This window comes from Pseudomonas sp. SDT291_1_S447, from assembly GCF_054070155.1.
Genome location: NZ_JBSVXS010000164.1, coordinates 1 through 8,944 on the forward strand (window position 1 = coordinate 1; position 8,944 = coordinate 8,944).

The following is an 8,944-nucleotide window of genomic DNA, read 5'->3' on the forward strand; positions in this document are numbered from 1 at the left end:
CAAAAAGATCGCAGCCTTCGGCAGCTCCTACATGCAAATGCATTCCAAGGTAGGAGCTGCCGAAGGCTGCGATCTTTTGATCTGGCTCTTATTTAGTGGGTTTGACCGTGACCGGCGCCTTGCCCGCCTTCATCTGCTCCAGCAACGGCGCACATTGATTCGGCTCACCACCACTCGGCGCCACCAGCGCCAACAGCCCCGCCGCCGGCGCAGCGATCACACCTAGAGCAACCATTCCCGCCCCACGCAGCAGCAGCGGCACCGCCTTCACGCCCGCATCCGGCTTGATGAACTTGCCCCGCACATACAGCGGCGAACGCAGGGAAATCAAACGCCAGCCCTTGGATTCCGGCGTCACGGTCAGGTCAAGCTGCTCGGTGGCCATGTTCGCCGTGCCGTCGATATAGATGATCGCGTTCTCGGTATCGAAGACAAACAACTGCGTGGTGGCCAGACCGGTCTTGATGTCGAAGTCCGCCGCTGCGCAGTTGATCTTCACTTCCTTGTCGCCAAAGATCTTGCCGACCACGTAGTTACCGACGTTGAGCCCGGCCAGTTCCATCAGCTCTCGGCTGATCGCGCCATCGTTGATCAGCATCTTCAATTTGCCGTTGGCACCGCCCAGCAGCTTGGCCACCGAGTTGCCGCGCCCGCTGATATCGGCGTCGCCGTTGAGCTCACCGAAACTGGTTTTCATCGGCTCAAAGGTCGGGAACAACTCTTTGAGTTTGAAGCGGCGCGCGGTCAGTTTCGCCCGGCCTTCCAGCGGTTCGGTGCGGCCGTTGAGGCGAATCTGTGCATCGAGATTACCGCCAGCGACGCCGAAGCGCAGCGGCTCCAGGCTGAGTTCACCATCGTTGAGCTTCAGGTGGGTATAGAGGTCGTTGAACGGTAGTTTTTCGCTGTGGACGATACGCTTGCCGGTGAACTCGACGTCGGCATCCATCGCGCGCCAGCGATCAGTCTTGAACTCTTCTACCGGCAGCACCTTGTCCGCCGGTTGTTTGCTCTCGCCACCGCGGGCCTTTTGCTTGTCATTGGAATCGGCGCCGATCAGGGGTGCGAGGTCAGCGAACAGCAGTTGATTGGAGAGCAGCGCGCCGCTGAGTTTAGGCCGAGGCTGGCTGGCGACGTAGGTCAGGTCGCCATGGATGTCACTGCTGCCGATCTTGCCGTTGAATTGCTCATAGTTGAATTTCGCCCCGGCCTCATCATGCAACTTGGCGATCAAATGGCCGTCGGTGGCATACGGCGGCGTGTCCGGCAGGGTCACGCCGGTCAGTGGATAAAGATTGCCGAGGCTGGCACCGGCCAGTTTCAGACGCAGATCGAGGGCGCCGAGGTTGAGCGGATCGGTCAGCGTGCCGGCGAGTTCGATGCTGGTGTCGCCGATCTTCGCCTGCGCCTGCAACGGGAAGGGCTTGCTCGCGTCCTGCAAGGCGAGCAGCCCGCCGATCTTGCCTTGGCCGCTAAGATTCTGGCCGTGGTACTGGCCTTTGACCTTCAAGGCAAACGCATAATCCTGCGGTGCGCCGCCCTTGTCCTGCGCGGTTTTCGCCGCTTTGGCACCGACGATGTCGCTGTACGGAATCGGCTTGCCCAACGGATCGATCAGCACATCGAGATTGGTCTTGAGCGTTTGATCGTCGAGGGTGACATGGCCCTTGTCGAAACCGATGGCGCCGATGTCGACGACCCAATTCGACGGCTCAGCGTTCGGATCCTTCGGATCGAACTTGAACACCCAGTTCGCTCGACCATCGGCCAGGCGCTGCAACTCGGCATTGGGTTCAGTCAGGTCGATGCGTGGAATCACCACCCGTTGCGCCAACAGCGCCAATGGCGAGATACGCAGCTCAACGCGCTTGAGCGTGACCATTTGCGGTTTTTTCGACCAGTCCGGGTTGCCCAGGCTCAAATCCTCAGCGACCACATGCGGCCACGGCACCCACGCACGCCAGCCACCCTCGTCCGGCTCGCGCTGCCAGATCACCGCGAGGTTGCCATTGATGGCAAACGGTCGGTGCAGTTCTTCCGAGACTTTGGCGTTGAGCGGCGGCTTGATCCGGTTCCAGTCGAAGAACACGATGATCAATACCAGCACAGCCAGTAGCAGCACGAGGATGGCGAAGGTCCAGCTGAAGATTTTTCCAGTGCGCGTCATGCACAAAGCTCCTGATCACGACCGCACGCAAAGACTGCGGCGCACGGCTGAAACGGCGGGCCAAAGCGGCCCTCATGAAATCTACGACTGGCAAACCAGCCGCAGGTTTAATCGAAAGGCCAATTACCGCGCAAAAAGCCGCGCGAAATCTGACCGATCAGTCGAACGGTGTTACCACGACCCGCACTTTTGCGAGGCGCAGGTGAGTCGAAAATACCCACCCCGGTGCAAAACCGTCGCCCGCAAAGGCCCGATCTAGAGCCTCCCGGCAGAACAATCAATTCTGTTGATTATTACCATTGCGTTTATGAACTTTTATATCGACTTATCGAGAGTAGCATTGCCCTCGTACCCACTTTATCGCCCTCCCAAGGAGCAACCCATCATGAAACGCCAATTACTGCTTAGCCTTACCCTCTCGATGCTGGCCAGCACTGCGTTCGCCCTGCCGGCTGCCGATCAAGCCACTCCGCAAGTCAAAGATAGCCACTCGGTGTTCAGCCAAACCCTCGCCGAAGATGGCTATGACAAAACTCCACAAGGTCAGACCCTGGCTGAAGATGGCTACGACAAAACCCCACAGGGTCAGTCGGTAGCTGAAAACGGTCGCAATCGTCTGGAAGAAAAAGGTCTGGTCGAAGACGGCTACGACAAAACCCCACAAGGCCAGGCTGTCGCTGAAAACGGCCGTAATCGCCTGGAAGAAAAAGGTCTGGTTGAAGACGGCTACGACAAAACCCCACAAGGCCAGGCTGTTGCCGAAGGTGGTGGTGACCGTGTTATCGAACGCAATAGCGCTGTGAGCTGAGCCCATGGCGGCCCTGAAAAAAAGCCCGATCCGCCGATTGGGCTTTTGACTTTATGCACCCTCGCTACAAATGAGATGCCAATTCCCCGCTGCCACCCCCGCTGCCGTTCGACGCCGATAAAGCCGATTTGCTAGAGTGCGGCGCTTGTCTTGCCGAAGAAACCACCTTGCGATGCTGCCCCGCGCCGAACAGAAACAACAGACCCGCAACGCCTTGATGGACGCTGCCCGCCACCTGATGGAAAGCGGCCGAGGATTCGGCAGCCTGAGCCTGCGCGAAGTGACCAAAACCGCCGGGATCGTGCCCACTGGTTTCTACCGGCATTTTGCCGATATGGACGAGTTAGGCCTGGTGCTCGTCAGCGAAGTCGGCCAGACCTTCCGCGAGACCATCCGTTTGGTACGACACAACGAATTCGTCATGGGCGGCATTATTGATGCTTCAGTGCGGATCTTCCTCGACGTGGTCAGCGCCAATCGCTCGCAATTCCTGTTTCTCGCTCGCGAGCAATACGGCGGTTCGCTGCCGGTGCGTCAGGCGATCGGGCGCTTGCGCGAGAACATCAGCTCCGACCTCGCTTCTGATCTGACGATGATGCCCAAGCTTCAGCATCTGGACGCCGAGGGCCTGAGCGTGATGGCAGATCTGATCGTCAAATCGGTGTTTGCCACCCTGCCGGACATCATCGACCCGCCCGCTGAAGCCCTGCCGGAGCATCTGACGCCACAGGCGAAGATCACCCAGCAACTGCGCTTTATCTTTATCGGGCTCAAGCACTGGCAAGGGTTGGGCAGTACCGAATAACCTTCCTTTATTTCAGCCCAGACCAAATCCCCTGTGGGAGCGAGCTTGCTCGCGAAGGCGTCGTGTCAGCCAACTTCTAAATCACTGACCCACCGCTTTCGCGAGCAAGCTCGCTCCCACATTTGGTTCGGCGCATCAGCCTCCATTTGGTGCATTAAAAAATCTTCACGCACCAAAACCTTCCATACTCCCGCAACATCTTGAAACATCCACTACGCTCCGACAGGGATTTCCTACATCTCGTCCGATTGGCAAGGCCCTTGCTCTAGCCAGAGTATTGTCCATAGCTGGAAGCTTTCCGATGCTGGTGATTCACCGCAGAATCGACCCTCAACCCGTCTGGGCCGCCGAGTTGCACCTGACCTTCGAAGCGCGGAGCAAAAGCCGCTTGCGCTGTTTCAGTGCCGAGGGCGAAGACGTCGGGTTGTTTTTGGAGCGCGGTCAGCCGCCGCTGTATGACGGCGAATGCCTACAGGCTGAAGACGGCCGCATCGTCCGCGTCTGCGCACGTCCCGAGCAACTGTTGCACGTTACCTGCGCCAACGCATTCGAACTGACCCGCGCTGCCTATCACTTGGGCAACCGCCACGTCGCCTTGCAGGTTGGCGATGGCTGGCTGCGTTTGCTTGACGATTACGTCCTCAAAGCGATGCTCGAACAACTGGGCGCGCAGGTCGAAGCGATCGAAGCGCCATTCCAGCCCGAGCACGGTGCCTACGGCGGCGGTCATCACCATTCACGCCACGGCGACGAAGACTTCAATTACGCGCCGAAACTCCATCAGTTCGGCGTACGCCTGTGAATCCGGCCTGGGCGCTGCTGCGCCTGGCCAGTCCGCAGTTGCCGATTGGCGGCTACAGCTATTCGCAAGGTCTGGAAATGGCTGTGGATAACGGCCGCGTCAACAATCCGGACAGCGCTCGGCGCTGGATCAGCGATCAATTACTGCTCAACCTCGCGCGCTTCGAAGCACCGCTGTTGCTTGCGCATTGCCAGGCGGCGGCGGATGAACAATGGGCGGAGTTGCTGAGCCTCTGCGAAAGCCATCGCGCCAGCCGCGAGACCCGCGAGTTGCATCTGGAGAGCCGGCAGATGGGCTATTCGTTGCAGCAATTGCTCAATGGTTTGCCGGAACTCGACACGCCCGCCCGCGACTTTCTCGATCAATGCCCTGAACCGCATCTGGCCCTGTGCTGGGCGCTGGCCGCACGCGCCTGGGGCATCAACCCGCAGGACGCGCTCGCCGCGTGGTTGTGGAGCTGGCTGGAAAACCAGCTCGCTGTATTGATGAAAACCCTGCCGCTGGGCCAGCAGGCCGCGCAACGCCTGACCAGCGAACTGCTGCCGCTGCTGCAACAAGCCCAGCAGGACGCCAGCCGAATCAATCCCGAACACATGGGCAGCGCCGCGTTCGGCCTGTCCCTGGCGTGCATGGCCCACGAGCGCCAGTACAGCCGCCTCTTTCGCTCCTAGGAGAAACATTAATGAACACACAACCTCTGCGCGTCGGCATCGGCGGCCCGGTCGGTTCCGGCAAAACCGCGTTGACCCTGGCCCTGTGCCTGGCGCTGCGCGAGCGCTACAACCTCGCCGTAGTCACCAACGATATCTATACCCGCGAAGACGCCGATTTCCTGGTGCGCAACGAAGCCTTGGCGCCGGAGCGGATCATCGGCGTGGAAACCGGTGGCTGCCCGCACACGGCGATCCGCGAAGACGCTTCGATCAACCTGGAAGCGGTCGATCAACTGAACCGGCGTTTTCCGGGGCTGGATCTGATCCTGGTGGAATCCGGTGGTGACAACCTCTCGGCGACTTTCAGCCCGGAGCTGTCCGACCTGACCATCTACGTGATCGACGTCTCGGCCGGCGACAAGCTGCCGCGCAAGGGCGGGCCGGGCATCTGCAAATCCGATCTGCTGGTGATCAACAAGATCGACCTCGCGCCGCTGGTGGGCGCCTCGCTGGAGATGATGGACAGCGACACCCAACGCATGCGCAACGGCAAGCCGTTCGTTTTCAGCAACCAGAAAACCGGTCAGGGCCTTGAACAAATCATCGCCTTCATCGAACGCCAGGGCCTGCTGACCGCAGCCTGATTCACTGATCAACAAGGAAGCTTATTCATGACACTCAAACGTATTCTTGGCGCTGTGGCGCTGCTGCTGACGCCGGCGCTGGCCTTCGCTCACCCGGGGCATGGCGATAGCGGTCTGGTGGCCGGCATCAGCCACCCGATCGGCGGCCTCGACCATTTGCTGGCAATGGTCGCTGTCGGCCTGTGGGCCGCGCAACAGCAAGGCGCGGCGCGCTGGGCACTGCCGTGCACGTTTGTCGGCACCATGCTGATTGGCGGCCTGCTCGGGTTTGAAGGGCTGGAGTTGCCGGCGCTGGAAAGCGGGATTGCCGCGTCGGTGCTGGCGCTGGGCTTGGCCGTGGCACTGGCGGTGCGTCCGCCGTTGGTCATGGCGGTGGTGGCAACGGCGGTGTTTGCGTTGTTCCACGGTGTGGCGCATGGGCTGGAGTTGCCGGACATGAGCAGTCCTTGGGCGTATGCGGTGGGTTTTGTCGCCGCGACGGCTGCACTGCATGCGGCGGGTTATGCCGTGGTGCGTTTCCTGCCTCAGGCTGCTGCACCGTTGGTGCGCCTGGCGGGCGCGGCTTCGGCGGCGACTGGTGTTTGGTTGCTCGCTGGCTAATTTTTATTGTCTGAACTGGCCCCTTCGCGAGCAAGCTCGCTCCCACATTGGATTTGTGGCATACACAAAACCTGTGGGAGCGAGCTTGCTCGCGAAGGCGGCCGATCATACGCCGCATCTCTGATGCCGGTCTCTCTGCTACCATGTCGCGCAATCGCCCCAGCCGTGACGACGTCCGCCCATGCCCCACGCTTCCCGCTCCACCTCCCTGCCTGAATTGACCGCCCTGTTTCACGATGTGCAACAGCACTTCGTCAACGTCATAGTGCCGCTCTGGCAAGGCCCGGGCTGGAACGCCGACATGGCGCTGCCCTACGAGGCGCTGGACGCCATGCATCAGCCGCTGCCACCGCAGCGCTATCGGGCGATGGCCTGTGCGCGGCAGCTGTATCTGTTTTCAAGCCTGATCGGGGTTGTGGATAACGCTGAAGTCCGCGCCGCGGCGCTGTTCCGCTCGCTGCAACGGTACTTTCATGATGCCGAGCATGGCGGCTGGTTCTACAGCATCGATGCGCTGGGCAAGCCGCTGGATCAGCGCAAGGATCTCTACACCCACGCCTTTATCCTGTTTGCCTGCGCGCATTACTGGGCAAAGTCCGGCGATTCGCTGGTCGAGTCGACGTTGAATGCGGCGCTGGAAATCATTGGCCGGCGCTTTGCGACCGGTGATGGCTTGTACGAAGCGTGCCTGGAACGCGACTGGATCACCCTGCAAACCGGTCCGCTGCAAAACCCGTTGATGCATCTGGCCGAAGCGTTTCTCGCCACCCTCGCCGTTCGCGAAGATGCCCAGACGCAAAAGGCATTGCTGGAGTTATGCACAGCCATGCACAAGCAGTTCGTCGACCCGCAATATGGCGTGTTGATGGAAAAGCCGCTCGGCGCTGTGGATAACTGGTATGAGCCGGGGCATCAGTTCGAATGGTATTTCCTGCTGGAATCGTCAGCGTTGCTGCGGGGTTCGAAACTGCATGCGGCGCTCGACCGCGCGTTTGCCTTCACCGAGCAATACGGTGTGGTGCAGTCATCCGGCGCGGTGCGGGCGATGCTCGATCTGGAAACGAATGGACGCCCGCGCGACTCGACTCAGCGGATCTGGGCTCAGGCGGAATATCTGCGCGCGCTGACCTTGCGTCAGGGTAGTGAAGCGGTGGTGCTGCGCCAGTTGCAGGCGCTGCAGCAGCGGTTTCTGCATGCCGGTGGCTGGCATGAGTGTCGGGATGAGTTGGGCGAAGTGAGCCGCAAGGACATGCCTTCGACTACGCCTTATCACTTGGCGACTTGCTACCACGGTCTGGCTGAATATCTTCGCTGACGGATAAATAGCTATCGCGAGCAGGCTCACTCCTACAGGGGAACGCATTCCAAATGTAGGAGTGAGCCTGCTCCGGGCGGCGATCCGACGATTAGCCGTTATGCGGTCGCTAGGCGATCCACTTCTTGTCCCCGGTAAAGCTGATGGTCAACCAGCGCGCCGCATCCGGCTTGCCCAGCTGCGCCGAAATCTCCTCGCGCAACGCATCCAGCTGTCCGACATTGCTCAGCGCATAATCCGCCGGCAACACCACATGAATCTCGATAAACCGCGCCCGCCCGTGCTTCTGCACGTACGACACGTAATCGTCGAAACCATGCTCGGTTTTCGCCGCGTCCATTACCTGTCGCACCTGATCATCCAGCGTGTCCGGGGCAATCCCCAGTACATCGCGCAGCGCCGGGCCAAGGATCTTGAACGCTGGTGGCAACATGGTCAGCGCCAGCACGATCAGGATCAACGGGTCGACGTACACCGCCCACTGTCCATAACCCTGAGACTTGAGCAGCAGTGCCGCAAGGAAGCTTATCAACAGGCCCACGGACAGCATCGCGTCCACCAGCCAACTGATGTTGTCGAACTGGATCAGGCTGGATTTGAGCTTGCGGTTACGCTGGCGGACGTAGAAGAAGTAGGCGAATTCGACCACGGTAAACACCGCGGCATAAATGATCACCAGTCCTAACTCGATGTCGCGGCCACCGTTGATGATGCCGAACACGCCGTTGAGAAACGCGTAGATCGCGATCAACATCAGGAAGCTGCCTTCGATCAGCAGCACCATCGGCTCCAGGTGCCAGAAACCGAACTGGAAACGGTGATTGCTTTGCTTGGCGATCAGCTTGGCAGTGATCAGCATCAGGACTTTGATGAACGTTGCGATCAGCGAGAAAAAACCATCGAACAGGATGGATTGCGAACCTGAAACAAAACCGGTGACGATCCCGGCAATCGCCACAGCCAACATCAGAATGGTCGATTGTTTGAGCAGTGCCTGCTCACCTCGGTTACTCACTTTGACTCCTCGAAAAACCTTGAAAACTGCGGGGTGCGGTTGGGTTGTTGCGAGGGGAGTTTACCTTATCGGGATTTATTGCCTGTGACGGCCCCTTCGCGAGCAAGCTCGCTCCCACATTTGATCGCGGTCTCATGT

The 8,944-nt window shown here is 59.9% G+C and carries 9 protein-coding genes; 7 read left to right on the forward strand and 2 right to left on the reverse strand.

Going from position 1 to position 8,944, the window contains the following annotated elements:
- Nucleotides 1-88: 88 nt before the first annotated feature.
- Nucleotides 89-2,164: an AsmA family protein gene (locus ACW9IR_RS27110; protein ID WP_102899428.1), complete on the reverse strand. Its 2,076-nt coding sequence runs from the start codon at nt 2,162-2,164 to the stop codon at nt 89-91.
- A gap of 385 nt (nt 2,165-2,549) precedes the next feature.
- Here ACW9IR_RS27110 and ACW9IR_RS27115 point away from each other — a divergent pair, with 385 nt between their 5' ends.
- The 7 genes from ACW9IR_RS27115 (at nt 2,550) to ACW9IR_RS27145 (ending at nt 7,791) form a co-directional block, all read left to right on the forward strand.
- Entirely contained in the window at nt 2,550-2,972 is a 423-nt protein-coding gene (locus tag ACW9IR_RS27115; protein ID WP_016985394.1) for a hypothetical protein, read from the forward strand.
- 172 nt (nt 2,973-3,144) lie between these two features.
- On the forward strand, nt 3,145-3,777 hold the full coding sequence (locus tag ACW9IR_RS27120; protein WP_008086186.1) for a TetR family transcriptional regulator: 633 nt from the start codon (nt 3,145-3,147) through the stop codon (nt 3,775-3,777).
- Between the two features lie 301 nt (nt 3,778-4,078).
- Nucleotides 4,079-4,579: an urease accessory protein UreE gene (gene ureE, locus ACW9IR_RS27125; protein ID WP_008087160.1), complete on the forward strand. Its 501-nt coding sequence runs from the start codon at nt 4,079-4,081 to the stop codon at nt 4,577-4,579.
- Nucleotides 4,576-5,250, forward strand: a complete 675-nt coding sequence (locus ACW9IR_RS27130) for an urease accessory protein UreF (protein ID WP_102899429.1) — start codon at nt 4,576-4,578, stop codon at nt 5,248-5,250. The genes ureE and ACW9IR_RS27130 overlap by 4 nt, the downstream gene beginning before the upstream one ends.
- A gap of 11 nt (nt 5,251-5,261) precedes the next feature.
- Nucleotides 5,262-5,876, forward strand: a complete 615-nt coding sequence (gene ureG, locus ACW9IR_RS27135) for an urease accessory protein UreG (protein WP_077570691.1) — start codon at nt 5,262-5,264, stop codon at nt 5,874-5,876.
- A 27-nt stretch (nt 5,877-5,903) separates the two neighbouring features.
- Nucleotides 5,904-6,476 (forward strand): HupE/UreJ family protein, encoded by a 573-nt coding sequence (locus ACW9IR_RS27140; protein ID WP_102899430.1) that lies wholly within the window; start codon nt 5,904-5,906, stop codon nt 6,474-6,476.
- Nucleotides 6,477-6,657: 181 nt separating this feature from the next.
- Entirely contained in the window at nt 6,658-7,791 is a 1,134-nt protein-coding gene (locus tag ACW9IR_RS27145; protein ID WP_102899431.1) for an AGE family epimerase/isomerase, read from the forward strand.
- A gap of 109 nt (nt 7,792-7,900) precedes the next feature.
- Here the strand turns inward: ACW9IR_RS27145 and ACW9IR_RS27150 are convergent, their stop codons facing one another.
- The gene (locus tag ACW9IR_RS27150) at nt 7,901-8,806 is read right to left on the reverse strand and encodes a cation diffusion facilitator family transporter (protein WP_102899432.1); all 906 of its coding nucleotides are present in this window, start codon (nt 8,804-8,806) and stop codon (nt 7,901-7,903) included.
- Nucleotides 8,807-8,944 lie beyond the last annotated feature (138 nt).